The organism is Sphaerochaeta globosa str. Buddy (assembly GCF_000190435.1).
Lineage (GTDB): Bacteria > Spirochaetota > Spirochaetia > Sphaerochaetales > Sphaerochaetaceae > Sphaerochaeta > Sphaerochaeta globosa.
Genome location: NC_015152.1, coordinates 3,153,846 through 3,180,099, shown reverse-complemented (window position 1 = coordinate 3,180,099; position 26,254 = coordinate 3,153,846). Strand labels below are relative to the sequence as shown.

The window sequence follows — 26,254 nt, the reverse complement described above, 5'->3', positions numbered from 1 at the left end:
TGCAACGCATGGATGCCGTGCAAGCCGGATATAATCAGCAACCACTAGGTGAAAGCGAAGTCTTTCTTGACTTCCAAAGCAAGCTCAGCAGGGCTGCAACGGTGAATCGCTCGGTGCTGCTGGTCGGAGAACGGGGCAGCGGCAAGGAAATTGCCGCCAGACGCCTGCACTTTCTCTCCCCAAGGTGGCAGCAGAACCTGGTGACGGTCAACTGCGCCGCACTTCCCCCTTCACTGATTGAAACCGAACTCTTCGGCTACGAACAGGGAGCCTTCACCGGTGCCCAGAAAACCCGTAAGGGGCGGTTCGAGGAAGCGGAAGGGGGAACCCTCTTTCTGGATGAAATCGGCTTGATTCCCCTGGAAGTCCAGGAGAAAATTCTGAGGGTGGTCGAGTACGGTACCTATGAACGAGTGGGCTCCTCGGTAACCCATGAAACCAATGTTCGGATCATCGGAGCAACAAATGCCGACCTACCGGCCTTGTGCGACGAGGGCAAGTTCAAAGAAGACTTGCTCGATCGCCTCTCCTTCGAGGTGCTCTTCCTTCCCCCTCTGCGTGAACGGGGTGAAGATATCATCCTCCTGGCCACCTATTTCGCTTCGAAGATGGCCCTGGAGTGCGGACACAAGGAAATGCCCTCCTTCAGCGAGACAGTTGTTTCCCAGATGCTGTGCTATCCTTGGCCCGGCAACGTACGCGAGCTGAAAAACGTAGTGGAACGGGCTGTCTACCGCAGTGATGCGGCCTTGATCGAGTACCTCGAGTTCAATCCCTTCGACAATCCTTTCAAACAGGGAAGCAAGGTGCCAGCAGAGATTGTTTTGCAGGAAGCAGAGCTGGATTTGAGCCAATTTGAAGCAGCACGCCTGGAACTTGACCTCAAGTACCTGAAACAAGCCCTCAAGACGGCCTCAGGCAATCAGAAAGAGGCAGCCAAGCTGCTCAACCTCACCTATGACCAACTGCGGGGACTGTACCGCAAATACCAAGACCGGCTGCAAGAAGAAGAGCAGGACACCAACTGATGCCCTGCTCAAGGAAGAAACCCAAATGACAGTCATGAAAGAACGTTTGATTCGGTTATCGTGAAGGCAGCATGAGCGCTACCAGAATATAGGTGATGGCCATCGGAACAAACCCAACCGAGAAGAGCAGGATAAGGCCGATGATTCTGAGCAGGAGTACCGGAAGCCCCGACCAGGTAGCCAATCCTTGGAACACTCCCAATACCATGCCCCGTCTTTCACGATACAGGGTACGATCCTCTTCTCTGTTGTAGTACATTATTTCTGCTCCTTCTTCTTTGCCATGGACTGCTTCAAACTCGCAAGCTCGGCTTCAATGGCATTATCGGATTCCATTTTTGCAAACTCATCGCTTGCAGAAGGGGTCCCGTGGTAGCCAACCATTTCGGCATCGGCTTCCATCCGCTCTATCTTGCTCTCCAGTTCGCTGAATTTGCGTGCAAGGTCTGCACTGTCGCTGCTTTTCAGAGTCTGGGCAACCTGCTTCTTCTCCTTGGCACTTCTGGCTCTCTGGACCAGGATTTGCTGCTTGTCCTTGACTTCCTTGAGCTTGTCGGCGATCTGGGTAAGCTGGGCGCTCTGGCTGGCGAGAATGGAGGTGAGGTTGGCAAGCTGCTCGTCGATGCGCTTAATCTGCTCGCTTGCATGCTTCTTCTCCCCAAGTGCTTCACGTGCCAAATCCTCGCGACCGTTGGTGATGGCCAGCTTTGCACGATCTTCCCAACGGAGGACCGACTTCTCAAACTCGGCTTTTTCCCTCTCAAGGCTTGTCTGCTCCGCTTTGCGGGCTGCCATGGAAGAACGGGCCTTGGTCTGGGTATCCTCCAGTTCGGTGATCATCAGGCTGATCATCTTTGCCGGATCTTCAAGCTTGTCCAAAGCACTATTGACGTGTGAGTTGAAGATATCGGCGATTCTTTTAAACATCTGCATCATTGTCTCCTTTCGCCACTAGGTGGCTGTTGTGGTTTCGTTGTTACGTAGATAGCTATGCAGAAGGCGTGCCAACTTTTAAAAACAAGGATGCAGGGAGCAATTTTCCTGCACTTTGGCTGAAAATGGCTAGGTTTCCTACCTATTGTGGTGAAAAATACCAAACTACGTGGGAAACGATACCAACCCAATACGCTTGTAAGGACGCTCTAGAGCATGTAGACTGATGCGCATGAGTACCTTCTATATGGTGGCGACACCAATCGGGAACCTTGAGGATATCACCTACCGGGCTGTACAGACGCTTAAGAGTGTGGATGTTATCGCTTGCGAGGATACCCGCCATACCCAGCAATTGCTTACCCACTATGAAATCTCCAAGCGCCTGATAGCTTGTCACGCCCACAACGAGATCAATTCCGCCAAGGGAATCGTAGAGCTGTTGGCAAGCGGCTTGGATGTAGCCTTTGTCAGCGACGCCGGAACCCCCGGCATCAGCGACCCGGGGGCACGGGTGGTCACTGCTGTGCGGCAGGCAGGCTTCACCATAGTTCCCATTCCGGGGGCCAGTGCGGTAGCCGCCTTGGTCAGCGTAGCCGGCTTTGTCGGCAAGAGCTTCACGTTCGAAGGTTTTCTCAGCCCGAGAAAGGGTAGGCGGACCAAGCGTCTTCAGCAGCTGTTGGAACGTGAGGAAGCCTTCATTCTCTATGAGTCGCCGTTTCGTATCGTGAAGACTCTCCAAGAGATTGCTACCCTCGATGCAACACGTTCTGTTGTCGCAGGGCGGGAGATGACCAAGAAGTTTGAGGAATTCCTGCAGGGAACGGCTGCCCAGATTGCGGCCACCCTTACGGGTAGGGATGCGATCAAGGGGGAATTTGCAGTGCTGGTCGCCCCCAAGCAATCGGGTGATGCGGATGATAACGATAGCGAAGCTTAAGACACTCAAGGACCGCACCTGCGTACGCAAGTGCGCCCTGCTGTTTCACCAGATGGCGCAGCAGGCTATGCGCAATCAGGAAGATCATCTGTATCTTTTGGCCCTTACCGGCTTGTTCGGCTCCGAGCAGTTTACAGCGGTGCTCAATGAAAGCGAACTCGCCCGCCTCGGTCTGCTCTCAGCTGCATTGGAGAACGAGAAGGGAAAGCAAAAAGCTGTAGTGTGTGAGGATATCCACTACCTCTTGCTCCAAGCGTTGGGCAGTGATCCTTCTGATTGGGATTTCTTGGATGAAGAAGGAAACCTTGACAGCAGCCAGCGGACAATCGTGGAACATATCTTGATACTCGACCGCATACGCTCTCCCTATAATGTTGGTTCCATTTTCCGTTCGGCCGACTCCTTTGGAATTCAGAAAATCTATCTTATTGAAGGCTGTGCCGCCGTCGACCATAGCCGAACCTATAAAACCAGCCGCGGCTGCACCAAGACCGTTGAGTATGAGATACTCAGTGAGGAAGCGATGCTTACTCGGTTGGAAACGATACAGCTTCCCCTGTTCGCACTGGAAACCGGAGGAACCGAGCTAGACCTGTTTTCATTTCCGCCCAAAGGTATTGCCGTGATCGGCAGTGAGGAGCTGGGGGTGAGCCCGGCCCTACTGGGTGCGTGCGAAGCATCGATGGGCAGGCTTACCATCGCCCAGGCGGGTACCAAAGGATCGCTGAATGTCGCGGTTGCAGCAGGAATCATGATGCATGGATGGTTCTCTGCATGAAACTCTTCAAGGAAACTGCACTCAACGCTGAACAGAACTATACGCGTATGACCGAGCAACCGGTTACTTCGCTCATCCTGCAATTGGCCACCCCCACGATCATCAGTATGCTCATCACTTCCTTGTATTCTATGACCGATACTATTTTTGTCAGCAGGTTGGGAACACAGAGCAGTGCTGCAGTCGGGGTTGTCTTCTCGATCATGAGCATCATCCAGTCAATCGGCATCACCCTCGGACAAGGGTCGGCAAACACGGTTTCCCGACTGCTTGGTGCAAAAAAGCGTACTGAAGCCAATCAGGTTTTCAGCACAGCCTTTTTCACCTCCATGGGTCTGGCCCTGGTCTTCACCCTGTTCGGGCTTGCTTGGACCAACTCCCTGGTACGCTTTTTGGGCGCCACCCCTACCATCGCCCCGTATGCTGTCAGCTACGCTTCGGTCATCCTCATCGGTGCCCCCTGGATGGCTGTCAGCTATACGATGAACAACAACCTCCGCTCGGAGGGTAAGGCATACCTTGGGATGCTGGGCATGGCAAGCGGAGCACTGCTGAATGTCATTCTCGACCCAATTTTCATTTTCGGCTTCGGCATGGGCATTAAAGGGGCAGCACTTGCCACGGTTCTCAGCCAAGGTGTCAGCTTCTGCATTCTATTCTCCCATTTTTTACGCAAGCGCAGCAATTTGAATCTTTCCGTCCGACAGGTACGATTGAAGTGGTGGATCTATCGCGACATCCTGACCGTCGGAGCCCCTTCGCTGTTTCGGACCATGCTGCACACCGTATCCGCCATCTGCCTGAATGTATTCTCCGCCCCCTTTGGCGATCAGGCCATTGCTGCCATGTCCATCACCACACGCGTCATGCAGTTTCTCAACTCAGCCTTGATCGGGTTCGGCCAGGGGCTGCAGCCTGTCGCTGGTTTCAGCTGGGGCGCAAAGCGCTACGATCGTCTGATTGAAGCCTTCAAGTTCTGTGTACGTACCGCGGTGGTGGCTTTCACCTTCATCGGTGCGATCTGTTTTGCGGGGGCGAATTATATTATGTTGTTGTTTCTGTCAGACCCGGCGGTAATTGCCATCGGGACGGTTGCCATCCGCTACCAATGCATCCTGATGCCGCTGTCGGCTTTCAATACCCTCAGCGGGATGGTGTTCCAAAGTACCGGGCACGGCAGTTCCAGCTCGATTCTGGCACTGGCAAGGCAGGGATTCTTTTTTGTCCCCGTCATTGCCCTGTTGCCGTCCTTTATCGGACTGAGCGGAGTGCAAATCGCCCAGCCTATCGCCGATATTCTCACCTTCCTGCTTTCTCTTGCCTACATTCTTCCTTTCTTGAAGAAACTGCGCACGCTAGCCTCGGTTGGCTAAGACCGCCTGATACATCTTGCGCAATCGGTCTTCAATATCGTAATTGAAGTTGCCGGCGCCGTAGTTGCCCTTTGCATTGCGGATGCCTGCAGGGCGTCCGGTCAGCAGTTGCATGCCTTCATCGATGCTTCTGATGGGATAGATGAAGAACTTGCCTTCCTTGATCGCCTCAAGCACCTCGTAGTCGAGTATTAGATTGCGCACATTCTGGATGGGGATGATCACTCCCTGCTTTCCCGTCAGGCCGGTGGCTTGGCAGGTATGGAAGAAACCCTCAATTTTTTCGTTGATGCCCCCAACCGGCTGGATCATACCCATTTGGTTCACCGAGCCGGTAACGGCAATGTCCTGACGGACCGGAAGCTCGCCAATGGCTGAAAGCAGGGCGTAGAGCTCGCTTGAGGAGGCGCTGTCGCCATCCACTTCAGCATAGGATTGCTCGAAAGCGATACCTGCATAAATGGAAAGAGGGAACGTGCGGGCGTAGTGCTTGCGCAGGTACCCCTCAAGAATCAAAAGGCCCTTGTCGTGAATTTCGCCGCTGAGGCCTGCCTCATGCTCAATATTCACAATGCCCTCGTTGCCGGGGGCTACCGTGCAACTGATGACCGTCGGAGTTCCGAACGAGGCACTGCCCCGGTCCATGACTGCAAGGCCGTTCACCACCCCGACCTTGGTACCCGAAAGGCTGATGATCATGTCCCCGCTGAGAATCTCCTCGTTGATCTTGCTCTCGCTGATTCCGTTGGCATACTCACGTTCCTCATGGGCGGTGAGTACCACCTGGTCGTCAATCTGCTTTTTCTTGTGGTATCGGGCCCACCAGTTGGACTCTTCAAGCAAGTCGTAGAGGGTGGAGAATTGGGTGCTCAGATGCTCACGCGACTCCACATACCAACAGCTGTACCTGAGCAGCTGGAGGAAGGCTTCATCACTGAGTTCCAGCAGCTTGTTTGCTTTTGCATAGCTGTCCAGGTTGGCTATGGTCTGGGCTATGGTCTGTTCGTTCAGTCTCATGGAGTAGTCAAATTGAGCACAGAGTTTGAAGAGTGTGAGAAAACGTTCATCGCCTTCGGTGAGTGTGTCGTAGGTCTCTTCGCTGCCGATTAGGATTACTTTGACCGGTATGCGGGGCATTTGCGGCCTGATGGACGGACTACGCAGCTCTCCTTTGGTAATCGTTCCGCTTTCCAGTGTCAGGGCGTTTGCATCCAGGTAGCGCTTCAGTGCATCCCACAGGCCGTGCTCACTGAGCAACTCCTCGGCATCGATGACCAAAAAACCGCCGCTTGCTTCAAGCAAGGAGCCGGCATGCAAGGCCATATGAGGCATTTTCTGCTCACTGTCCACCGACCCAAAGAGATTGGAGAACGAGGGATGTGATTCAATGATGAAGGGCCTCTGGGTAGCCTTGGCATGGTTTACCAGCAGGTTTGCCCGGTATTTGGTTGCAAGCGGGTCCAGCTTGCAGGCTTTTTCATCAAGACCCTGGATATGCTTTTCCATCCGCTTGAGGTCCAAGCGTATTTGATTGAAGTGGTCAAACAGTGAATGATCAGGGAATTGCGCCTCGAATTCAGCGAGCAGTTCAAGGGCTGTTGCATAGAAGTCACGCTTTTGCAGGGCGAGCGCCAAAAGTTCTTGGTTGAAGGCCTCTGCAGCATCGCAGAACAAATGGCCGTCCCCTGGTTTGAAGGTAAGCACTCTTGGGCTGTTGGGCTGGAGGAAATTGTAGACATAGACCAAGTCGCGTAATTGCGAGGTGTCATGCCTGGTTTCCTGGACGGCATGGCGTACCGCCTCGTGTCTTCCACTGCCGCTGTCGCCGCTGACAAAAATGTTGTATCCGGTCTTTGACAGGGAGAGCCCAAGTTCAAGGGTCCTGAGGGCGCGTGGCTGGCCGACAATCGGCTCACTGGAACCAAGAGCTCTGCACCCTCGGATGGTTGCGATGTCGAAATCAAAGGAAGCTTCTTCGTATGTGAGCGGTTTTGCTCTCACCTGTGTATCGGTCATGCTCGAACTATAGGTGGTGGAACAAAAGGTGTCAACTCTTTATACTATGACTATGAAACGTAGTGAACTTGTCTCCTATCTTGATGCATATCTAGAAGTTGCCTCCTTTACTGGCATCGATCGGTCGCTTAACTCACTTGTTGTTGGGCCGGCAGACAGACAGGTGGGAAGAGTAGCTTTTGCCGTCGATGCATGTCAGTCTACCTTTGAAGAGGCGATCAAGGCAAAAGCGGACCTGTTGGTTGTGCACCATGGCCTGTTCTGGGGCGAGCCGCTTGCCGTATGCGGGCCTCACTACACCCGATTGAAAACCCTCATCGAAGGGAACCTTGACTTGTATGCAGCCCACCTGCCGTTGGACGCCCACCCGGAGGTGGGCAACAATAGTGTCATGGCAAGAAAGCTTGGGCTGAAGGACATCCAAAGTTTTGCACCCTACAAGGGATGCATGCTCGGCTGCAAGGGAAATCTTGGTGAAGGCCGCACGGCACAGTGGATTGCAAAGCAGTTGGGTTTTGTTGATCCTGTTATCCTTCCCTTCGGCAATGAGCTGATCACACAGGTGGGTATTGTCAGCGGCGGCGCAAGTTCCGATGTGCTTGCAGCCATGGCTGAAGGCCTTGATTGTTTCATAACCGGCGAGTTTGAGCATCAGAACTATCACGATGCCGCCGAGGGCGGGATCACCGTAATTGCAGGGGGGCACTATATGACCGAAACATTCGGCTTGCAGGCACTTATGGAGCACCTCAAGCAGAAGTTCGGGCTTCAAGTCATCTTTGTTGCCAACCCAACCGGGTTATAGTATAGTCAGCACTATGGGACAAAACAAACGAAGTTACCTACCGCTCTTGCTCACTTTTTGTATTATCCTAGCAGACCAGCTTTCCAAGGCTTGGATTGTGAAGCACATCGCTGAGAACACGGTTGGTTTTCAATATTGGGGTGATTTCCTGGCTATTGTCCATGTACGCAACACGGCCATCGCCTTCAGCATGGGCGACAGTCTGCCTTTGCTCATCAAGTTGTTGTTCTTTATCATTATCCCCATTATTCTGGTCATCGTCGTATTTTTCGTCTATTTTTCCAAGCGTTTTGACCTTAGTGTATTCCACCGTTGGGTGCTCGCCCTTTTTTTGGGAGGAGGCATCGGCAACCTGATCGACCGGATTTTCCGAAGCTTCAGGGTGGTGGATTTCATCAGTGTAAAAGTCTATGGATTTTTAGGCTTCGAACGTTGGCCGACTTGGAATATTGCTGATGCCTCTCTGGTCATCAGCGGTATCCTGCTTGCAATCAGCATTCTGTTCGAACAATCGGAATCCAAGGAAGGAAAGCATGTCTAAGAAATCGAATACCCTCTGGTTCATGTTGGCGGCCACCGTCCTGAACATCCTTTTGATGATGATTCTTTTCATCGTCTGTTTCATCCTGATAACCCGGTTTGTCGATCCCAATAGCTCCCTGATTCCTCTGTGGCTGGGACTGACGTTCGTGGTGAGCATCGGGGGAAGCTTCTTTGCTTACTCCAAAATCATCAAGTGGATGAACAAAAAGTTCAATCTCGAACAGAACCTCAGCCCGCTTTGGGGTGGTCGCAGACCTCCCAAGCGCAAGCAGGAGTAGGTTCGATGGCTCTCTCGCTTTCCTCATTTTCCAAGATCTCTTGGTACCCGTTCAGCGATGAACCGGTAATTCGCAGTCTTTGGTATATGAGCCGGCTTTGCGACCCATTCTTCTTATTTCCCGAAGAGAGTCCTGACGGCAAATGGCACTTGTTCGGCCATACCTGGGTGGGAATTGAGCATTTCATCAGTGAGAATGGAATCAGTTGGGAACCGAGAAAAATGATTGAGCTCAGGGGCCACTCCCCATCCCTGTATCACGAGGACGGCATCTATTACCTGATATATGAGAAGCACAATGCATCGCTTCCTCCCCTTCGTAAGGGAAGACTCAGACGCAGGGAGATCGAGAAGATTACCTACAGCCGTTTTGAGATGCGTTCCTCGACCGACCTGATTCTCTTCAGTGAACCAAAAGTCCTTTTGGATAGCCGTACGGTTCCATTTGCCAAGGATGGCTTGAAAAAACCGCGCATTTCCCGTCCCCAGATCATCAAGACCGAACAGGGCTATCGCTTGTATTTCGGGGCTTCCCATTTGGAGCTTCCTGATACCAAGCAAAAAACCAGCAGACACTTTGCCATGGCCCTTTCGAGCAATCTGGAAGGACCCTATGCCTTGGCCAATGAAGGCGAGCCCATCCTCTCTCCCTATGCCGACGATTCATACCGGAATATGGCCGTAGGAAGCATTAAGGTGGTGAAAACCGTTGATGGGTACGTTGGCTTTGAATGCGCCATGTATTGGGACAAGAAGAAGGGCAAGACCACCAGCATGCTGCTGCAACTGGAAAGCACCGACGGCCTTGTTTTCAAGCCATCGTTCCGCTCTCCTGTTCTTGTCCCCCCTCAGTCGGGGTGGGCGAGCCGCTACATTGTCAGCTGTGACGTCCGCTACAAGAGCGAGGAAGCCTGCTGGTATTGCTATTACAGCGCCAACTCAAAGAGCGGCCTGTTTCCTGTCAAGGAATCCATAGGCCTGCTTTTGGGCAAGGAACCCACCTTGCGCAAGGTTTTTATCTAAGATCTTCCCTTCGTTTCCAGCTTGTTGTTCCGAGCCATACCAAGGTGGTACTACCATCCTTCTCCTTGCGCAAAATCCTGTGCTCCAGTATCGGATCATCGGTAAAGAGAGCCTTTTGGTCTTTGGAGTAGGTATACACGTTCAAGTCATCCTCCAGATACGTCTGCCTGAGGTAGGAGACATCCACACTAGAAACCTTGCAACGGTTGCGAAAGGATGCAGGAAGACTTTCCAGGGCCCAGTTGAGATAGGAAATGTTGTTTACATGCAGGTTTCTGTCGGTGTCCAGGTAGGCGATGATGGGTTTGTAGCTGCTCAGAAGCTCAAGTTCCACCTCATCCTGTTTCCTCGGAAGCGTCATATCCAGATGGTGAGCCTCATCGGAAGCAGGGGGAAGGCCGATGCGCAGCGACATATCCATCGGACGGCAAGGTCTGCCGCTGTCCAAATCAATGATGGCCCAGTGTGTTTTTGCAATGAAGACGGGGTTGCCCACATTGTCATAGCCTTTGACCACGCGCGGTAGGTGCAGCCTGATCGGCTCCTGCGCCCAGGTCTCGATCTTGATCGCCTCATTCCAGGCGGTGTAACGAAAGACTTCCATGCTGCTGCGGGTGATAACCCAAGTCTTTCCCTCTGTATGCAGGGAAGGGATGGAACAGCCACGCAAGGCGGCGTGCACGCCTGCAGCCTCCTGGACGATCTGGAAATAGAAGGCCAATCGCGCTTCGGAGAAGCAGTCTGTCTCGTAGCTGTAGGTCATGAAGGTGCTTGTGGCTATGTTGTTCTCATCGATCAAGGCAAGGTCGTTATGCATTATGTTCTCCCGCATCTTGGGTATTTTTGTAGAAGCGGAGGGTGCTTCTGCCATATTTACGCTGGTCGTAACAGACCAGGTTTCCCACCTGCTCAGGCCACTGGCCCTTCTCTTCTGAAGGATAGTGGATAATGAACAATCCTGTGGGTGTGAGCAGCTTCTGCTTGTCCACTGCCTGGGCAAGGCCGACCTTTCCCTGCATGGGGAAGGGAGGGTCTGCATACACAATGTCATACTGACGCTTGGCGGTAGGGATGAATCGATGGACATCGGCCATGAAGAGAGTTATTTCGCTCTCCACCATGCTGATGTTCTCCAAAATGGTGGTTCGCTTGAGCCGGTCCTTTTCTACGAGGTGTACAAGGGAAGCACCACGGCTTGCGGCTTCAATGCCGACGCAACCGCTGCCGGTGAATAAGTCCAGCCAGCTCTTTCCCTCCAGGTTGCCCAGGATGGAGAAGAGCGACTCCCGCATCATATCCATTGCAGGTCTTATGATTCCCGGGGGACAGGCAACTGTCCTTCCCCGATAGATTCCTCCGGTTATGCGCATACTGTACACCTCACTCCTTGATGATAGTAACCTGAGCCCACTTATGCAAGTTGCCTTTTTAAGCCTCGCTGTGCTCTTCTTCAAAGGGTGGGGCGTTGGCGAGAGTGGCCCTGATCGGCTCATGCTCGACTTGCAGAAGGCCGGGATCGCTCTCCAGAATATGGTCGGCTTCGTTGCGGGCGATCTCGATGAGGGGGAGATCATCGGTCAGCGAAGCGTAGATGAGCTTGAGGTATCCCGACTGTCTGGTTCCGGTAAGCTCTCCCGGGCCGCGGATCAAAAGATCCTGTTCGGCGATGTAGAATCCATCATTCGACTCCTTCATCACCTTCAACCTTTGCTTTGCCTCATCGGTAAGCTCATCACCGAAGACCAAAAAGCAGTAGGACTGCAATACCGAACGTCCGACACGCCCGCGCAGCTGATGCAATGCCGAAAGTCCGAATCGGTCGGCATGCTCGATGACCATGCACGTGGCATTGGGGATGTCGATGCCGACCTCCACGACACTGGTGGAAACCAAGTAGGCAATCCTGCCTCCCTGATATTCCTTGAGGATGTGTACTTTCTCCTCCTCATCGAGCTTGCTGTGAATCAGGGCGGAGGGGACGGTAGGGTACTCGTTCTTGAGAAATTCATACATGTTATTCACATCACGCAGGTCGCTTTCCCCGCTGTCATCGATGCGCGGATAGACAAAGTAGGCTTGGTGGCCCCTTTGGAATTCCACCCCGACTGCTTGGTACATACGCTTACGGCTCTGTTCGTTGACCAGGTGGGTGATCACCGGCTTTCTGCCGGCAGGCATGGTTCGCAAGGTGGAGACATTGAGGTTTCCAAACACCGTCAAGGAGAGGGTGCGTGGAATGGGGGTTGCGGTCATGAGCAGCAAATCGGGGACCTGGGCTTTTTCCAGGAGGGCGAGCCGCTGCTCGACACCAAAGCGATGCTGTTCATCGATGATGACATACCGCAGGTTGCGAAAGGCAACCTCGGCGGAGAAAAGCGCATGGGTGCCGATAATGATGTCTACTTCCCCGCCTTTGATGGCTTCAAGCAGAAGCCTACGTTCCTTGTTTTTCACCGATCCTGTCAGGAAGGCAAGCCTGATACCCAGCTTTTCCAAAAGAGCGGCCCCCGACTCGGCGTGCTGACGGGCCAAGAGTTCGGTAGGAGCCATGAAGGCGACCTGGCCTTTTTGGGAGAGGACATGCAGGGCGCTGATCCAAGCGACCAAGGTTTTACCGCTGCCGACATCGCCTTGCAGAAGGCGGTTCATGGGCATGTCGCTGTCCAGGTCCTGACGAATTTCCGTGAGGCTGGTTATCTGATCGCCTGTCAGGCTGAAGGGAAGGGTCTCTATGCACTTCAGTTCCAACTTGGTAGGAATGCTCGGCCCGGTTCTTGTGCTGCGCTGCTGTAGGCTTTTGTGCCTGCGTGCAACCAACTGCAAATAGAAAAGTTCGGTCAGGGCAAGCGTCCTGTGGGCTTGGTGGAGGACCTCGACCGAGGGTGGGAAATGGTAGGCCCTGATAGCTTGGTCGGTACTCAATAGGTGGTAATTCTCACGCATCGAGGCAGTCATTTCATCCTCAAAGGTATCAACGCTTGCAAGCACTGCCTTCATATTGGTCCTGATCAGGCGCTGGCTCAGTGATCCCCGAAGCGGATAGATGGGCAAAATCTGTCCAAACTGTTTGGGAAAATCGCCATCCTCGGTTGCTGGATACAGCTCGAACTGGGAACATTGCAGTTCCCCCCTGTTTCGGTTTACGCTGCCGTAGAGGTAGTAGATTCTCCCGACCTTGATGGTTTTTTCCAGGAAGTTGCGACCAAAGCAGAGCAGACTCAGTCTGCCATCACCAAGGCCCGAAACATCACGCACCAAAATTTTTAAGGTACGTTTCTTGCCTGCCTTCAGACCGAAGTAGGAGTGGGAGAGCACTTCGACCAGGGTATTGGCCATTTGGGCGTCCTCAAGGCCCCCCAATGGGTGTACTTCACTGCGGTCTTCCCAGGTTCTCGGAGAGAGCAGAAGCAGGTCGCTGTACGTACTGATGCCGAGCTCGAGATACGCAGCCTTTGCGGCTGGGCCCACTCCGCTGAGCTCGGTAATGGGCTGTTTCAGGCCACGGACATATGCCATCGATCAGAATCCAAGGTTTGTGAAGAAACCAATCATGAAACGCAGCAGCAACGAAGAGCCTATATAGCAGGCAATGAAGAAGATGAGGCTGGTGGTGATCAGTTGCCGGTCATTGATGGCTTTCTTGGGGTAGAAAAGATTCTGCACCCAATTGAGCACCCCGCCGATCATGGAGTCGAGCATCGTGATATAGCTGATGGTCTGTGGACTGCGCTTGTAGCAGAAAAAGAGCCGGATGCCCAAAAGGACAATCAGGAACCAGAAGACTGGACTGATAAGGTAGGACCAGAGCGTCTGCAGGACCAAGGCGAAGACCATGCCTATCGTAAGCCGTCCATACGAGCCGTAGAGGCGCAGCATCGACTGAACCACCGAAAGCACCGCCAGGGCAACCAACGGGGTAAGGTCCAATTTGCTTCGTTTGAGGCTGCTGATTCCCCTGAACCAGGTGAGGTAAGGGTCGACGATTTTACCCAGCAGGGCGGCTAGCGGATTTTCCTGGAGCTGACCGGGAATGCGAATCCACGTCAGAACAATTCTGAGCCAGATCAGCAACGAATAGAATGAGAGTAGGGAAGCGGCAATCGAGGCAATGGTCATGAAGACATTGGAAGATGCCGGTATAATGGGAACCCCGCCGTCATAGTAGGTTTGGTTCATGTTGTTCCTCCACTGTTCAAGATACAGAACTTTTCCCCATTAGTCGAACCAAATGTTCAATACCGAGGGATTTTCCTTCACCGTCTCTTCTATCTCATTGCAGTACCGAACTGAAAATTCACGACCGCACTCGACGGTGATCGGCATGCTCTCACCTTCCATCCTGAAATGAAGCATGACACTGCAGTTTCCTCCATAGGAAAGACAGGTGTCGCGCAAATGGGAGATATGCTCGGTACTGCAGAAGGATTTCTCCAATTCAATGTGGCAGCGGGAGACGGCAATCGGGGCAAGCTGGTTGGGGTCCTCAAAGATTTGCTCGATCAGGTAGGAAATCTTGTCGTTGCCCCGGGAGTTGTCGAACTTGCCGACAAAGCCGTAGATGCCATCGACATGCAACAGGTCCCGGTACTGCTCAAACGTTTTGGGAAACAAGGTTGCATCGAACGTTGCGTTGCGGTCGGTTAGCTGCAGGAAGGCCATGATGCCACCCTTCTGGGTGGTGAAGGGTCTGATTGAGCTGACCATGGCTATAATGTTGGTGGGTCGATTGAATGCAACATTCTCAAGGTGTGCCGTATTGGCCGTAACCCGCTGGTTGATCGCCTGGGAAAAGGCATCCAGGGGGTGTCCGGAGATATAGAATCCCAACAGGCCTTTTTCCATTTCCAGCTTTTCGGGCAGCTTCCAATCCTCGGCCGGCTTCATGGTAAACGTCTCCATCGAGGCCTCTGTTTCATCATCGAAGAGGGAAATCTGTCCGAAAGCGGTTGCTTCCTTGCGCTTTTGCACATATGTAATGGCATCGCCGAGGTTTTCCAACAGGGTGGGGCGGTTGGTCCCCAGGGTATCGAAGGCACCTGCTTTTATCAGTGACTCCAAGAGCTTGGTGTTCATAGCCTTTGCATCGAGGCGGGTCAAAAAATCCAAGAGGTCCTTATAGGGACCGTGCGCCTCACGCTCACTGACCAATAGCTCCACCACTCCCTCTCCGACGTTCTTTATGCCGGCAAGACCGTAAACGATTTTTCCGTTTACAACGGAGAAGTGCTTGTCCGAGTAGTTGACCGAGGGGGGGAGTATCTCCAGACCTTGGTCCTTTGCCACCTGCAGATACTCGCTGAACTTATCGGGGCTGCCCATCTCGTTGGTGAGGTTGGCCGCCCAGAATTCTGCTGGATAGTTAGCCTTGAGGAAGGCTGTCTGGTAGGCGACGACCGAGTAGGCCACTGCATGGCTCTTGTTGAAGCCGTAGCCTGCAAAGGGCTCGAGCATCTCAAAGATTTCCGCGGCGTGTTGCTCACTGCGACCGAGAGCCTTCGCTCCGGCAATGAACTTAACCTTCTCCTTCTCAAGGGCTGCAACCTTTTTCTTACCCATGATGCGCCTGAGAATATCAGCACCACCCAGCGAATAGCCGGCTATGATCTGGGCTACCTTCATAACCTGTTCCTGGTAGACAATGACTCCGTAAGTGGTTTTCAGCTCCTCTTCCAGTTCCGGATTTGCATAGGTGATGGGTTGACGGCCGAGCTTGCAGTTGACGAACTGGGGGATATAGGCCATCGGACCGGGGCGATAGAGGGCGTTGAGGGCGACCAGGTCCTCGATGTTGGAGGGCTTCGCCTCCTTGAGGATGTTCTGCATTCCCTGGCTTTCAAACTGGAAGACAGCCGTACTATCTCCACGGCAGAGCATTTCAAAGGTCTTTGGGTCCTTCTCGTCTATTGCGGTACTGGTAAACTTCGGATCCTTCTTGTGGATCAGGTCCTCGGTGTGTTTGATCAGTGTCAGCGTCTTGAGACCCAGAAAGTCCATTTTTACCAACCCGCACTCCTCGATGAGGTCCATGGTGTACTGGGTGGAGATGGCTCCAGTCTTGGCATCACGATACAGCGGTACATAGTTGACCAGTTCTTCCTTGCCGATAACCACTCCTGCGGCGTGGGTGGAAGTATGCCTGTTCAGACCTTCAAGGCGACGGGCGGCATCAAAGAGTTCGGCGTAGATGCCTCCCTTCTGTTCGAGTTCAACCAACTCCTTGTTCTGCTCGAAAGCCTTGGCGAGCGTCATTTTGGGGTCGTCCGGGATGAGCTTGCAGATGTTGTTCGATTCATCGAAGGGGATGTCCAGGACGCGGGCGACATCCTTGACGACAGCTTTGGCTTTCAACGTCCCGAAGGTGGCGATCTGGGCCACCCGTTCGGTCCCGTAATGTTCGGTAACGTAGTTGATGACCTCCTGCCTCCGTTCGAAGCAGAAGTCGATATCGAAGTCGGGCATGCTCACCCGTTCGGGGTTGAGGAATCGTTCGAACAGCAGGTTGTACTTGATGGGGTCGACGTCGGTGATATCGATGGAATAGGCAACCAAGGAACCGGCTCCCGAGCCGCGGCCCGGTCCAACAGGAATGTCGTGTTTCTTCGCCCATTGGATATAATCCATGACAATGAGGAAGTACCCTTCGAACTTCATCTTGATGATGACATCCAGCTCATAGTCCAAGCGCTTGGTCAACTCCTCGGTAACCACGCTATAGCGTTTCTTCAGGCCTTCGTGGGAGAGGTGACGCAGATAGTGTGCCGGTCCCTCGAAGCCTTGGGGAACTTCGAAGTCGGGCAACAGTGGCCCCGGCAAGTGAATCTCAAGGTTGCAGCGATCGGCAATTTTTCCAGTATTCTCCAAAGCTTCCGGACACCAGCTGAAGATTGATGCCATTTGCTCTTCGCTTTTCATGTAGAATTCCTGATTGGGAAACCGCATGCGGTCGGGATCATTCTTCTTGGAGTTGGTGCCTACGCATAAGAGTAGGTCCTGGGCGTTAGCATCGTCTTTCTCTATGTAATGGATGTCATTGGTACAAACCAAGGGGATGCCGGTCTCCTCGCTGAGCTGCTTGAGCAGGGGATTGGTCCGCTTCTGATCAGGCAGGTTGTGGTCCTGCATTTCCAGATAGTAGCGGCCGTCGTCGAAGACCGAGGAAAACCAGAGGGCGCGTTCCTTGGCTTTCTCGTATTGGTCGTTGAGCAGGTGCTGCAGAATTTCCCCACCCAGGCATGCCGAAAGACAGATGACCCCTTCGTTGTATTTGACCAAAAGCTCATCATCGATGCGGGGTTTGAAATAGAATCCCTGTGTATAGGAAAGGGAGTTGAGCTCCATCAGGTTGTGGTAGCCTTTCTCATTGATTGCCAAAAGGATGAGGTGGTACTGATTGGGTTTCCTACCGCCGGGAGCCGGTCGTTCGGTATGGCCTGCAGGGTTACAGTAGAATTCACAACCGATGATCGGTTTGATGCCTGCATCCCTGGCTGCATTATAGAAACGCAAGGCTCCGAACATGTTCCCATGGTCGGTTATGGCGAGGCTGGTCATGCCCAGGCTCTTCGCCTTTGCCATGTAACGGCCGATAGGGGCGGCCCCATCGAGGAGGGAGAAGTCGGTATGATTATGCAGATGGACGAACCTGCTCTGCTGTGTGGTGATCTCGGTCTCAAGCTCAGACATGTATACAGTGCTCCACGTGTTCAGGAGGAGAGGGACTGGGCGTTGAGGTCGTGCAAAAAGGACTCGAATATCCTTCTTCCACGCTCGAGTTGCAGTTCACTGATTCCTGAATGCATTTTAGTTAATTCGGCTACCAGCTCATAAGAGAGCGTATTGACCCGTTCTGGATGAATCGGGAGGGTCATGCCCGACAACTTTGACTCAAGGTCCTTGCTGATATGGAAGGCCTTGCTGGGAAAGGTGATACAGAACTGGACCTTGGATAGTGAGTTCTGCGACCGGTTTGCCTGGAAGGCAACTATAACACATTCGTCGGTGTTGCGGATAGGGTCCTCAACACAAATGAACTTCTGATAATCCCCATATTCGAGGCCGATGCGGATACGGGTCAACAGGGCTTTCTGCGAGCCGAGCAACAGCTTTCCATCCTTGTCATAGAGCTTTGATATGGGAATCCAGTGGGTGGAAACCTTGCCTCCCTGATAGTACTTCACCTCTGCCATGGCATCCAGTACAGCCAAGGCAGTGGAGAGTGAGAGACGGATGTCGGGAACGCAGAGGCTTCCCCCGATGGTAATCTGCCTTCTTACTATCTGGGAGGCGAGCGTCCTCAGTGTTTCCTGCAATACGGGTGGCAGGACGAGCTTGCCTGCAAAGAGGAGCTGGCTGGCCGTTACCATCGAACCGATTTCCACAAACCGGTCGTTGCGGGTGATTTTCTTCAGCTCTTCAAGCGAGGCGAGGTCGATGATGCCGTCCTTGATTTCATTCGGATAATACTCCTTCTGGCTCATCAAGTAACTGCCGCCCGCCCAGATTCGCGCCGATGGATAGCGGTAGGCAATGGTGGCAAACTCACTGAGCGTCTTCGGGGTATGGATGACAGGCGACCTAATTCCTTCGTACACGCTTGCGCCTCCTGTACGTCAGGGCTATCTCGACGATTTGCAGCATTTCAGACATATCCATGCACTGGCAGGTATTGAGGCTGAGCTCCTGAATGATGGCCTTCTTGTCCAGTGTATCCTCTGTTTCCTGAGTGTCTTTCATCGGAAGGTTGTTGCCCAAGGTTTTCAGACGGGTGCTGCTGGTCAACTCCTGGAGAATGGATTCAATGATCAGCGTCTTGGAAGCATAGCAGTTGGGACACGGGGTGTTGCCGGTGGCTTGGTAAGCCCGTTCGATATCCCGGTACTGGCGCGTCTTCTGATAACTCTCGAAGGTTTTGATGTTGGCATCCCGCAACCGGAAGGCGGGAATGACACAACTGAGAGCAGCTTCGTCATTAAGCAGTACAATGCAGTTGCCGCAGGCATTTCCCTTGCAATGGCTGGTGATGGTCCTGTTTCCCACATCCTCCATAAGAATGAGGGAAAGCGGCTTGTTTGAGTTCACCGAAAGCGAGAGAGCCTTGCCGTCGATGGTACATTCTATTTTCATGGTTTCCCCCGCATGGCTGCAAGCAAGGTATCTCCATCCACGGGAATTTTTGCCACCGGCGATCCGAGGGCTTGTTCGAGGGCGGAGATGAAGGCTGCGGTTACAACCCCCTTGAGGGCACTGGTAACCGAGGAGGATATCTGATCCCCTTCTTTGGAAATGGAAATATCAATCTCAAAGCTGCTTCTATGGGAAAGCAGGGCACCGGCCTCTCTGAGGGTGGAAACGACAGTATGACGAATTTTGCTCTTGAGCACCTGCTCATCGAAAATTCGCGAGAGAGAGACCGAGACCCAGACGGAACGTACCAAAGGTTGGAGAAGCACAGCATCTATTTCGAGTTCCAGGATCAAGGCAACCCAGCTATTGCTGAAAAAGAGCGATCCTTTCGTCCCTGGTTGCTTGGGAGAGAGCACACTCTCGCAAATCGGCAGGGGCTGGACGAATCGCTTTTCCTTGATCTGGCTGCAGGCACGCTGAATCTGTTGGGGCATACGGCCGCTGTTGGCTGAAAGCACCGAAGGTCCGCTGTCCAGCATCTCCTTCTGGTCTTCCAGGAAGGTGATATCGGCCTTGGTTACCCCCAATTCCTCGCTTATTATCTGTCTCCAGATTTCGGCACTGGAGCCGTTGTTGTAGAAGGAGGTATTCACTTCCACTTTATTGTTTGTCTTGAGGGTGATCTGCACCGATTGCTGGGGAAGGGAACGACATTCGCTGGAGAATCCGCTGACCCCACCCCCGCATGCAAGGGCTGTCCCCCTGCTGTAGTTGAAAAAGGTGGAGAGCTTGACGCGCATCTGATGCTGCATTTCGTACGCTGCATTCTTGCGCTGAAAATCACAACGATTACTGAGTTCGGTGATCATGTCCTTGAGCTTGGTATACTTGTCGGTTCTGATCACCTGGGTGTGTCCACTGTTCTCAGAAGTGAACTTCAGTCTCCAAGACAGCGGATTGTACCCGGTGATTTTTGCCAGCGAACAGTAGTGGGCCTCGGTACAGCACAGAGCGTCGGCGTACCCAAGGTCCCCGAAGAAGTGGGCCGGAGGGGTATTGCTGGTTGTGAACGTGATGGAAATGTTGAGGGCCTGCAAGGGGTACAGGGGTACAAGACCGGCTATGAGTTGGTTGGCCAGTTCATCGCTGAACATCGGCTCGCACCCTTGGTTGACTTGTACGATGATATCTTCGGCCTGCACCCTGCCATCGCGGTAATACCAGCTCTTGCGCTTGATGGTCAATTCTGGTCGGAAGCTTTCAACCTTGCACGATACATCCGTAGGACAATTCGCCTTTAGGCAGGCGATGGCTGCTATTGAACAAAGGGCTGAAGGAGCGGTAAGCATTTCGTCATGCGGGGCGTAGAAGGGCAGGCGATGCACGACTATCCTGCGTTTGGGGATTGAGGTGGTATCGCTGATGGTGTCCCGCACATGACTGGGCCATTGGGTGGGGGTGTATACATGCAGGATGTCCCCCTCCTGCTCCACATTGATGCGTGTGAGCGTATTGCTTTGGTAATCGGAACCGCTATAGCGGTAGGTGCGTTCGAGCACCAACAGCTCTGTATCGCTTGTGGCAGCCTCCATAGTCCCGTAATGATAGGTGTACGGAGTCGACTCAATAACCAGGGAGGGACCATCCAAAGCGGTGGGCAGCTGATAGGAGATGTTGATTTCCCTGGCTTTGAGCTGCACCGATTCGCTGTCGTAGCCGAACAAAGCCAAAATGGGTTGCTGATGGTAGCTGATGGTTGAGGAGGTGAGCAGTGCTGTGGCGGCATCAAGGGTTCGGATTCGGTTGGTTCCTGGAATGTCGCGTGTGGTGACCAAGGTGAAGTTGGCATCCAATTCGGGCAGAGAAATCTCCTCGATCCGACCAGCATCAACCGATGAGGTGATTATCAGCCCGTGCAGCGATGTCACCTTGCTTGTCGATGGTTTTTTTTCTGCCATGCCGCCTCCCTCTCTTGCGTATGAAAGATAGCATGTACAACCTATCAAAGCAATGAGAGAAACCTAAACCACAGCTTGCAATGAAGAGCAAGAGAGCCGTACAATTACAGGCATGAACGAACTTGAACACGAAATCCACTCACTTGTCGAGCAGCTTGCCTCCTATCAGAAAGCCTACTATGTGGACAACCGTCCGCTTGTCAGCGATTTGGAATACGACCGCCTCTTCGACCGTCTGGTTGCCTTGGAGACGCAATACCCACACCTCAAGCTTGCCGATTCACCAACCCAGCGGGTGGGAAGCGACCTCGACTCGGCTCTGGTGGAGGTGGCTCATACCATCCCGGTGCTCAGTCTGGACAAGGCGTACAGCGATGGGGAAATGCTCTCCTGGATTGAGAAGACCGAGCTCAAGATTGGAGAAGAGGTGGGAATAGTCATCGAGGAGAAAATCGACGGCATCTCGATCGTGCTCTATTACGAGGACGGACTTCTCAAGCGTGCTGTAACACGCGGCAACGGGATGGTAGGAAACGATGTGACGGCCAACGTAAAGACCATCGCCTCCATTCCCCTCAGGCTTCCGGTCAAGGAAAGCTTGGCGGTTCGCGGTGAGATCTACCTGCCCAAGGAGACATTTGCCAAGCTGAATGCCCAGATGGAAGTGCCCTTCGCAAATCCACGCAACCTGGCCGCAGGAACAATTCGGAGGATCAAGAGCAGCGAAGTGGCCAAGGTGCCGCTACAGATTTTCGTCTATGAGGGGTTTTGGAAAGAGGTGGTGCATACCGACCATTTGCAGATTCTTTCAACACTTGCTTCCTACGGCTTCAGACTGAATCCAAACCTTGGATACTTTGCCAAGGATGCAAGTCAGGCAAGGCAAGCGCTTATGGATGCACAGCTATCAGGTTTTGGCGGCAGTTTTTCCGACCTTGCCTCCTATATCCAGGACCATACCCAAAAGCGAGCCTCCCTCGGCTATGAGATCGATGGTCTGGTGGCCAAGGTGAACTCTCTTTCGGGTCGTGAAATGCTTGGGTATACCGGTCACCATCCCCGTTGGGCAATGGCTTACAAGTTTGAATCACCTCAGGCACAAACCGTGGTGCAGGCAATCGATGTCCAGGTGGGCCGCACAGGAAGAGTCACCCCGGTTGCCCGAGTAGTGCCGGTGCAGGTTGCGGGCTCTACGATCAGCAATATCACCTTGCACAACCAGGACTACATCAACATGCTCGAATTGGGACTCGGGGATACAGTGGAAATTTCAAGGCGTGGGGATGTCATCCCCGCCGTTGAACGGGTCATTGAGAAGAACGAGTCCTCCCAAGGCATCTACCATATGCCTACTCGGTGCCCTATATGTGACAGCACCTTGGAAAGCCGAGGTGCCCATACCTTCTGTCCCAATATAAGCTGTCCCGCCCAGATTCGGGGCCGTATTGAGTTTTTCATCGGCAAGGAGGGGATGGATATCGACAACTTCGGTCCCGAAACCGCCGCAGCCCTTATTGATTTGGGCTATCTCAAGGATATCGATGACATCTATCGCATCGACTATCGCAAGGCCCTCTCAGACCAGGCTGGGTTCGGTGAGAAGAAAATTCGCTTGATCGAGGGTGGTGTACAGAAAAGTAAAGAGCAGCCGTTTCGCAAGGTACTGGTTGCCCTCGGTCTTCCCGAGCTGGGAAAAAAAGGTGCAGAATTGTTGCTTGCCAATGGCATCACCAGCATGGAGATCCTGCTTGATATAGCAAATCGGGGTGATGTCCAGCGGCTTACCTCGATCAAGCAGATTGGGGAGAAGATCGCCCGTCTGTACATCGAGGCCCTCTGCGAACCTGCTATGCAGCAGAGAATCGCCCGCCTTGCCTCCCTCGGTCTTGCCATGGCGGAGGGTGAACAGCAGCTGCAGAAACTCGACGATAGCTTTTCCGGTCAGGTCTGGTGTGTAACCGGCTCCTTCGAGCATTTCAATCCCCGCTCTCTTGCCATGGATGAGGTTGTCAAACGGGGAGGGAGGACAGTCAGTTCTGTTACCAGCAAAACCACTCACCTGCTTGCAGGGGAAGGGGGAGGGAGCAAGCTGGAAACTGCTCGTTCGCTCAAAGTCCAAGTGGTCGATGAACAGACTTTCCTCACGTTGCTGAAATCCAAACAGCATAACGAGCAGCAGAGTCAAGGAGAATTTGCTTTTTGAGCCGGCATTAATGACATTTTTTCCAAAAACGTATATACAGAGATGCATAACTGGAGGACATGTTATGCACGCACTAGCCACTGAACTGAATGAGACTTTGCAGAACACCATAGTTGATGCAATGCTCTCCGACGTCGGGCAAAGGATGTTTTTCCCTAAGGGAATCGTCGCCCAGAGCGCCGAAGCCGGCCAGAAAGCAACTCGTTTCAATGCCACGATCGGAATGGCCACGTCAAATGGCCAGCCCATGTATCTGTCGGACATTTACAACAAGTTTGCCGAGAACTCCTTCAAGCCCTCCGAACTCTTCTCGTATGCCCCCGGTGGAGGGGACCAGCAATTGAGGGCTCTGTGGAAAACACAGATGCTTGTAAAGAACCCCTCGCTTGCAGGTAAGTCCATTTCACTTCCCATCGTGACCTCAGGTCTCACCCATGGACTGAGCATGCTCGCCCAGCTCTTTTCACAGGAAGGGGATACCCTGGTCATCCCGGATTTGGCGTGGGATAACTATGAGTTGATTTTCAAATACCAAGTCAATTCCGATGTGCTTACCTTTCCTTTGTATAACAGTGAGGGTGGATTCAATGTTGCGGGCCTGAGAAAAGCTCTGCTTTCCATAGCAGACAAAAAAGCACGCCTGCTCCTCAATTTCCCCAATAATCCCACCGGCTATACTCCCAGCAAGACCGAGATGGCAGCCATTGCCGATGCCTTGGTGGAGCTTGCCGGCCTTGGTATGAAGCTGATGGTCATCAGTGACGATGCCTACTATGGCCTCTTTTTCGAGCAGGAGACTGCCACACAGAGCCTGTTCTCCTATCTTTGCGATGCCCACCCCAACATATTCGCCGTCAAATGCGATGCTGCAACCAAGGAAGACATGGTCTGGGGCTTTCGCATCGGGTTCATCACCTATGGATCCAAAGGCTTGACCGAGGCTCACTATGATGCGCTGAACAAGAAAACCTTGGGCATTATCCGTAGTACCGTCTCCAACTGTGACAAGCCGGGGCAAAGCCTGCTTCTCAAAGCAATGCAGGAAGGAAAGCGCTATCAGGCGGATAAGCTTGCTGCTTGCGAGGAGATGGAAAAACGTTATCGCATTCTCAAGGAAGTGCTGAAGAAGTATGAGGGAAACACCTTGTTGACTCCCTACCCATTCAACAGCGGCTACTTCATGGCCTTTAAGACCAAGGGGAGTGCCGAGGCATTGCGCCGCCATTTGCTGGACAATTACCAGATTGGATGCATCAATATTGCCGATGTGACACTCAGACTTGCCTATTGTTCGGTAGAATGTGATAAGATTGCTGAACTGGTGGATTTGGTCTATCAGGCGGCAGGAGAAGCATGGAACTAAAAACGAAGCTCTACCTCGTCGACGAGGAAGGCAACAAATTCATGGGAATCGGTGTGCTCTGGCTGCTGGACAACGTAGCAGAGCACAACTCCCTGCGCAAGGCCGCTTCGGCCTTGGGTATCTCGTATTCGAAGGCTTTTTCCATGGTGCAAAACCTGGAAAAGAGCCTGGGTGTTGCTGTTCTGAATCGACGCAAGGGAGGGGCAACTCGTGATGGGGCGACTCTCACGGCTTTTGCAATAGCCTTTCTTGACCTGTATCGCCAATTTGAACACCAAGCCAAGAACGAGTTGACGATACCTTTTGACCGATTCAGGCAGGATCTGGCGCTCCTGCTTGAAGCGCAAGATGCACCTGGAGGTGAAGCGTGACAACGAAGAAATTGGATTTTAGCATTTCTGTACTCGGCGAGGCAAAAATTTCCAGCCCGATCATGATGAGTACCAACCAAAACGATGGCCAAGCCGATTATGTTAGCGACGACGATCACATTCTTTTCGGAATCGATACCGATATCGATGAGAAGGGTCACCCGGTTCCCCGACATGAGGAAACGGTTGAGGTTGCAGGGCCGAGGGCAAAAATCTATTTCAATCCTGCACACGTGCACGCTGCCATCTGTACTTGTGGAGGCATCTGCCCGGGACTGAACAACGTCATACGTGCCGTGGTTCGTTGTTTCTGGTATCGCTATGGGGTTCGCAGGATCAGCGGGGTGCAGTTCGGCTACCAAGGTCTTTTGGAAAACAGCCCCTGGCCGCTCATCCCATTGGATCCGGATGTAGTGGACGACATTCAGGAAAAGGGTGGTACCATCCTGGGCTCGGCCCGTGGCGGCGGCAAACAGGTTGAGGAGATTGTCGACTCGCTGGAGAAGCTGAATATAAACATTTTGGTCACCATCGGAGGGGATGGAACGCTGCGCGGTGCCTATGACATCTACGAAGAGGTGAAAAAGCGCAATCTGAAGATATCCATCATCGGCATTCCCAAGACCATCGACAACGACCTTTCCCTGATCCAAAGCTCTTTCGGTGTGGATACTGCCGTACAGATGGCGGTGCCCGTAGTCAGAAGTGCGCATGTCGAGGCTAAGAACTCCATTCATGGCATCGGTTTGGTCAAAGTCATGGGCCGCGAGTCGGGATTCATTGCAGCCCAGACCGCACTTGCCCAGAGCGATGTGAATTTCTGCCTGATCCCGGAGAATCCGTTTGACTTGGATGGCCATAACGGGCTGTTGGAACATCTCAGACGAAGATTGCTCGACCGCGGTCATGCCGTGGTGCTGGTCAGCGAGGGTGCTGGTCAGGAATTGCTGCCTCCCAGCAGCGAGCTCGATGCCTCCGGCAATGTGAAGTTCCACGATATTGGAATTTTCCTGAAGGACCGGATCAATGAGTTCTTCAAGCGTGAGGGGATTGAGACGAATGTGAAGTATATCGATCCGTCCTATATCATCCGCAGCGCTCCTGCCGACTCGTACGACTCCATTTACTGCGCTCGTCTTGGTGCTCATGCAGTCCATGCAGCAATGTCGGGCAAGACGCAAGCCCTCATCGGACTTCTTCACAACCGGTTCGTGCATCTGCCTATCAAGGTGGCGGTTTCCAGCCGCAATCATGTCGATCTTGAAGGTTCTCTGTGGAGGGATGTGTTGGAAAATACCCGCCAGCCGTTCTCCATGAAGAATTTCAAATTTGACTGAGAAACAAGAGACGGGGGGATTTCCCCCCGTTGCCCAATGCCATGTGAATGATTTTCCCAATCATGCAATAATTTTTAGAAACATTGTGCCAACCTCTGGTAACTTATGACATAGTAATTAAAAAGAAAATCATTTTTTTCAGAAAATGTGGAAAACCGCTTGACGTTTTTTTTAGTTATCGGT

At 52.9% G+C, this 26,254-nt stretch carries 23 protein-coding genes; 12 read left to right on the top strand and 11 right to left on the bottom strand.

Going from position 1 to position 26,254, the window contains the following annotated elements; translation table 11 throughout:
* Nucleotides 1-8: 8 nt before the first annotated feature.
* Entirely contained in the window at nt 9-1,028 is a 1,020-nt protein-coding gene (locus SPIBUDDY_RS14860; protein WP_013608585.1) for a sigma 54-interacting transcriptional regulator, read from the top strand.
* A gap of 55 nt (nt 1,029-1,083) precedes the next feature.
* Here SPIBUDDY_RS14860 and SPIBUDDY_RS14855 read toward each other — a convergent pair whose 3' ends face one another.
* Together SPIBUDDY_RS14855 and SPIBUDDY_RS14850 are read right to left on the bottom strand one after the other, a co-directional pair.
* Nucleotides 1,084-1,287 (bottom strand): PspC domain-containing protein, encoded by a 204-nt coding sequence (locus tag SPIBUDDY_RS14855; RefSeq protein ID WP_013608584.1) that lies wholly within the window; start codon nt 1,285-1,287, stop codon nt 1,084-1,086.
* Nucleotides 1,287-1,961, bottom strand: a complete 675-nt coding sequence (locus tag SPIBUDDY_RS14850; protein WP_013608583.1) for a PspA/IM30 family protein — start codon at nt 1,959-1,961, stop codon at nt 1,287-1,289. Before SPIBUDDY_RS14850 ends, SPIBUDDY_RS14855 begins: the two co-directional genes overlap by 1 nt.
* 232 nt (nt 1,962-2,193) lie before the next feature.
* Here SPIBUDDY_RS14850 and rsmI point away from each other — a divergent pair, with 232 nt between their 5' ends.
* From rsmI to SPIBUDDY_RS14835, 3 genes are read left to right on the top strand one after another with little or no spacing between them, the layout of a single operon-like run.
* Entirely contained in the window at nt 2,194-2,901 is a 708-nt protein-coding gene (gene rsmI, locus SPIBUDDY_RS14845; RefSeq protein WP_041381413.1) for a 16S rRNA (cytidine(1402)-2'-O)-methyltransferase, read from the top strand.
* Nucleotides 2,879-3,679: a TrmH family RNA methyltransferase gene (locus SPIBUDDY_RS14840; protein ID WP_013608581.1), complete on the top strand. Its 801-nt coding sequence runs from the start codon at nt 2,879-2,881 to the stop codon at nt 3,677-3,679. The genes rsmI and SPIBUDDY_RS14840 overlap by 23 nt, the downstream gene beginning before the upstream one ends.
* A complete protein-coding gene (locus tag SPIBUDDY_RS14835; RefSeq protein WP_013608580.1) occupies nt 3,676-5,052 on the top strand; it encodes an MATE family efflux transporter in 1,377 nt (458 codons plus the stop codon). The genes SPIBUDDY_RS14840 and SPIBUDDY_RS14835 overlap by 4 nt, the downstream gene beginning before the upstream one ends.
* Here SPIBUDDY_RS14835 and SPIBUDDY_RS14830 read toward each other — a convergent pair.
* A complete protein-coding gene (locus SPIBUDDY_RS14830) occupies nt 5,035-7,068 on the bottom strand; it encodes a Lon protease family protein (protein WP_013608579.1) in 2,034 nt (677 codons plus the stop codon). The two genes, SPIBUDDY_RS14835 and SPIBUDDY_RS14830, sit on opposite strands and share 18 nt — an antisense overlap.
* 52 nt (nt 7,069-7,120) lie before the next feature.
* On the opposite strand from SPIBUDDY_RS14830, the gene SPIBUDDY_RS14825 reads away from it, so the two are divergent.
* Genes SPIBUDDY_RS14825 through SPIBUDDY_RS14810 form a run of 4 tightly spaced genes read left to right on the top strand, consistent with a single transcriptional unit; the run spans nt 7,121 to nt 9,716 of the window.
* Nucleotides 7,121-7,873 (top strand): Nif3-like dinuclear metal center hexameric protein, encoded by a 753-nt coding sequence (locus tag SPIBUDDY_RS14825; RefSeq protein ID WP_155816132.1) that lies wholly within the window; start codon nt 7,121-7,123, stop codon nt 7,871-7,873.
* A gap of 13 nt (nt 7,874-7,886) precedes the next feature.
* Nucleotides 7,887-8,414: a signal peptidase II gene (lspA, locus tag SPIBUDDY_RS14820; protein ID WP_013608577.1), complete on the top strand. Its 528-nt coding sequence runs from the start codon at nt 7,887-7,889 to the stop codon at nt 8,412-8,414.
* Nucleotides 8,407-8,694 carry a hypothetical protein gene (locus tag SPIBUDDY_RS14815; RefSeq protein ID WP_013608576.1) on the top strand — a complete coding sequence of 96 codons (288 nt, stop codon included), beginning with the start codon at nt 8,407-8,409 and terminating at the stop codon, nt 8,692-8,694. The genes lspA and SPIBUDDY_RS14815 overlap by 8 nt, the downstream gene beginning before the upstream one ends.
* 5 nt (nt 8,695-8,699) lie before the next feature.
* Nucleotides 8,700-9,716, top strand: a complete 1,017-nt coding sequence (locus SPIBUDDY_RS14810; RefSeq protein ID WP_013608575.1) for a hypothetical protein — start codon at nt 8,700-8,702, stop codon at nt 9,714-9,716.
* Here the strand turns inward: SPIBUDDY_RS14810 and SPIBUDDY_RS14805 are convergent.
* Genes SPIBUDDY_RS14805 through SPIBUDDY_RS14770 form a run of 8 tightly spaced genes read right to left on the bottom strand, consistent with a single transcriptional unit; the run spans nt 9,709 to nt 20,797 of the window.
* A complete protein-coding gene (locus SPIBUDDY_RS14805; RefSeq protein WP_013608574.1) occupies nt 9,709-10,533 on the bottom strand; it encodes an acyl-[acyl-carrier-protein] thioesterase in 825 nt (274 codons plus the stop codon). The two genes, SPIBUDDY_RS14810 and SPIBUDDY_RS14805, sit on opposite strands and share 8 nt — an antisense overlap.
* Nucleotides 10,526-11,209: a 16S rRNA (guanine(966)-N(2))-methyltransferase RsmD gene (gene rsmD, locus SPIBUDDY_RS14800; RefSeq protein WP_281047955.1), complete on the bottom strand. Its 684-nt coding sequence runs from the start codon at nt 11,207-11,209 to the stop codon at nt 10,526-10,528. Before rsmD ends, SPIBUDDY_RS14805 begins: the two co-directional genes overlap by 8 nt.
* Complete coding sequence (gene recG, locus SPIBUDDY_RS14795; protein ID WP_013608572.1) at nt 11,145-13,232, bottom strand: ATP-dependent DNA helicase RecG; 2,088 nt, start codon at nt 13,230-13,232, stop codon at nt 11,145-11,147. The genes rsmD and recG overlap by 65 nt, the downstream gene beginning before the upstream one ends.
* Nucleotides 13,233-13,235: 3 nt before the next feature.
* Complete coding sequence (locus SPIBUDDY_RS14790) at nt 13,236-13,892, bottom strand: YggT family protein (RefSeq protein WP_013608571.1); 657 nt, start codon at nt 13,890-13,892, stop codon at nt 13,236-13,238.
* A 39-nt stretch (nt 13,893-13,931) separates the two neighbouring features.
* Entirely contained in the window at nt 13,932-17,399 is a 3,468-nt protein-coding gene (gene dnaE, locus SPIBUDDY_RS14785; protein ID WP_013608570.1) for a DNA polymerase III subunit alpha, read from the bottom strand.
* A gap of 20 nt (nt 17,400-17,419) precedes the next feature.
* Nucleotides 17,420-18,307, bottom strand: coding sequence for an FAD binding domain-containing protein (locus SPIBUDDY_RS14780; RefSeq protein WP_013608569.1), 888 nt, complete (start codon nt 18,305-18,307; stop codon nt 17,420-17,422).
* On the bottom strand, nt 18,291-18,839 hold the full coding sequence (locus SPIBUDDY_RS14775) for a 2Fe-2S iron-sulfur cluster-binding protein (protein WP_013608568.1): 549 nt from the start codon (nt 18,837-18,839) through the stop codon (nt 18,291-18,293). The genes SPIBUDDY_RS14780 and SPIBUDDY_RS14775 overlap by 17 nt, the downstream gene beginning before the upstream one ends.
* Nucleotides 18,836-20,797 (bottom strand): molybdopterin cofactor-binding domain-containing protein, encoded by a 1,962-nt coding sequence (locus SPIBUDDY_RS14770; protein WP_013608567.1) that lies wholly within the window; start codon nt 20,795-20,797, stop codon nt 18,836-18,838. Before SPIBUDDY_RS14770 ends, SPIBUDDY_RS14775 begins: the two co-directional genes overlap by 4 nt.
* Nucleotides 20,798-20,909: 112 nt before the next feature.
* Here SPIBUDDY_RS14770 and ligA point away from each other — a divergent pair, with 112 nt between their 5' ends.
* From ligA to SPIBUDDY_RS14750, 4 genes are all read left to right on the top strand, one after another.
* On the top strand, nt 20,910-23,000 hold the full coding sequence (gene ligA, locus SPIBUDDY_RS14765) for an NAD-dependent DNA ligase LigA (protein WP_013608566.1): 2,091 nt from the start codon (nt 20,910-20,912) through the stop codon (nt 22,998-23,000).
* 64 nt (nt 23,001-23,064) lie between these two features.
* The gene (locus SPIBUDDY_RS14760) at nt 23,065-24,363 is read left to right on the top strand and encodes an aminotransferase class I/II-fold pyridoxal phosphate-dependent enzyme (protein WP_013608565.1); all 1,299 of its coding nucleotides are present in this window, start codon (nt 23,065-23,067) and stop codon (nt 24,361-24,363) included.
* A complete protein-coding gene (locus SPIBUDDY_RS14755; RefSeq protein ID WP_013608564.1) occupies nt 24,354-24,734 on the top strand; it encodes a winged helix-turn-helix domain-containing protein in 381 nt (126 codons plus the stop codon). Before SPIBUDDY_RS14760 ends, SPIBUDDY_RS14755 begins: the two co-directional genes overlap by 10 nt.
* A complete protein-coding gene (locus SPIBUDDY_RS14750; RefSeq protein WP_013608563.1) occupies nt 24,731-26,071 on the top strand; it encodes an ATP-dependent 6-phosphofructokinase in 1,341 nt (446 codons plus the stop codon). The genes SPIBUDDY_RS14755 and SPIBUDDY_RS14750 overlap by 4 nt, the downstream gene beginning before the upstream one ends.
* Nucleotides 26,072-26,254: the final 183 nt, after the last annotated feature.

Excerpts from the sequence above, each read along its gene's own strand:
- SPIBUDDY_RS14775 (WP_013608568.1), bottom strand. The coding sequence starts at position 18,839 with ATGAAAATAGAATGTACCATCGACGGCAAGGCTCTCTCGCTTTCGGTG.
- SPIBUDDY_RS14790 (WP_013608571.1), bottom strand. The coding sequence starts at position 13,892 with ATGAACCAAACCTACTATGACGGCGGGGTTCCCATTATACCGGCATCT.
- SPIBUDDY_RS14770 (WP_013608567.1), bottom strand. The coding sequence starts at position 20,797 with ATGGCAGAAAAAAAACCATCGACAAGCAAGGTGACATCGCTGCACGGG.
- SPIBUDDY_RS14830 (WP_013608579.1), bottom strand. The coding sequence starts at position 7,068 with ATGACCGATACACAGGTGAGAGCAAAACCGCTCACATACGAAGAAGCT.
- SPIBUDDY_RS14860 (WP_013608585.1), top strand. The coding sequence starts at position 9 with ATGGATGCCGTGCAAGCCGGATATAATCAGCAACCACTAGGTGAAAGC.
- SPIBUDDY_RS14840 (WP_013608581.1), top strand. The coding sequence starts at position 2,879 with ATGATAACGATAGCGAAGCTTAAGACACTCAAGGACCGCACCTGCGTA.
- SPIBUDDY_RS14855 (WP_013608584.1), bottom strand. The coding sequence starts at position 1,287 with ATGTACTACAACAGAGAAGAGGATCGTACCCTGTATCGTGAAAGACGG.
- rsmI (WP_041381413.1), top strand. The coding sequence starts at position 2,194 with ATGAGTACCTTCTATATGGTGGCGACACCAATCGGGAACCTTGAGGAT.
- lspA (WP_013608577.1), top strand. The coding sequence starts at position 7,887 with ATGGGACAAAACAAACGAAGTTACCTACCGCTCTTGCTCACTTTTTGT.
- recG (WP_013608572.1), bottom strand. The coding sequence starts at position 13,232 with ATGGCATATGTCCGTGGCCTGAAACAGCCCATTACCGAGCTCAGCGGA.
- rsmD (WP_281047955.1), bottom strand. The coding sequence starts at position 11,209 with ATGAGCCGATCAGGGCCACTCTCGCCAACGCCCCACCCTTTGAAGAAG.
- SPIBUDDY_RS14835 (WP_013608580.1), top strand. The coding sequence starts at position 3,676 with ATGAAACTCTTCAAGGAAACTGCACTCAACGCTGAACAGAACTATACG.
- SPIBUDDY_RS14815 (WP_013608576.1), top strand. The coding sequence starts at position 8,407 with ATGTCTAAGAAATCGAATACCCTCTGGTTCATGTTGGCGGCCACCGTC.
- SPIBUDDY_RS14755 (WP_013608564.1), top strand. The coding sequence starts at position 24,354 with ATGGAACTAAAAACGAAGCTCTACCTCGTCGACGAGGAAGGCAACAAA.
- SPIBUDDY_RS14850 (WP_013608583.1), bottom strand. The coding sequence starts at position 1,961 with ATGCAGATGTTTAAAAGAATCGCCGATATCTTCAACTCACACGTCAAT.
- SPIBUDDY_RS14810 (WP_013608575.1), top strand. The coding sequence starts at position 8,700 with ATGGCTCTCTCGCTTTCCTCATTTTCCAAGATCTCTTGGTACCCGTTC.
- dnaE (WP_013608570.1), bottom strand. The coding sequence starts at position 17,399 with ATGTCTGAGCTTGAGACCGAGATCACCACACAGCAGAGCAGGTTCGTC.
- ligA (WP_013608566.1), top strand. The coding sequence starts at position 20,910 with ATGAACGAACTTGAACACGAAATCCACTCACTTGTCGAGCAGCTTGCC.
- SPIBUDDY_RS14760 (WP_013608565.1), top strand. The coding sequence starts at position 23,065 with ATGCACGCACTAGCCACTGAACTGAATGAGACTTTGCAGAACACCATA.
- SPIBUDDY_RS14825 (WP_155816132.1), top strand. The coding sequence starts at position 7,121 with ATGAAACGTAGTGAACTTGTCTCCTATCTTGATGCATATCTAGAAGTT.
- SPIBUDDY_RS14805 (WP_013608574.1), bottom strand. The coding sequence starts at position 10,533 with ATGCATAACGACCTTGCCTTGATCGATGAGAACAACATAGCCACAAGC.